Source organism: Salmonella sp. SAL4457 (assembly GCF_046548235.1).
GTDB lineage: Bacteria > Pseudomonadota > Gammaproteobacteria > Enterobacterales > Enterobacteriaceae > Salmonella > Salmonella enterica.
The window spans coordinates 1-371 of record NZ_JBGDZO010000130.1 but is presented as its reverse complement, the minus strand read 5'-3'; the positions used below and the strand labels follow the sequence as shown (position 1 = coordinate 371).

1 pseudogene is annotated in these 371 nt (G+C 66.8%); it reads right to left on the bottom strand.

Features of this window, described 5'->3' with window-relative positions:
- A pseudogene (locus tag ACLJNW_RS23565) lies at window positions 1–371 on the bottom strand (glutamine--fructose-6-phosphate aminotransferase); the annotation flags it as partial.

The window sequence follows — 371 nt, the reverse complement described above, 5'->3', positions numbered from 1 at the left end:
AGGAAGTTCTCGCCAAGCCCGAGGCCGATCACCAGCGGGCTGCCGCTGCGAGCGGCGACGATGCGGTCCGGCTGCGCCGCGCTGATCACTGCCAGGCCATAGGCCCCGTGCAATTCCTTGACCGCGTCCTTCAGCGCCAGGGTCAGGTCGCCGATGGACTGCAGCTTGTGGTGCAGCAGGTGGACGATGACCTCGGTGTCGGTCTGCGAGGTGAACACGTAGCCCAGGCCCTTGAGCCGCTCACGGAGAGGTTCGTGGTTCTCGATGATGCCGTTGTGCACCACCGCCACTTCGTCGCTGGAGAAATGCGGGTGGGCGTTGCCTTCGGTTGGCGCGCCGTGGGTCGCCCAGCGGGTATGGGCGATGCCCAG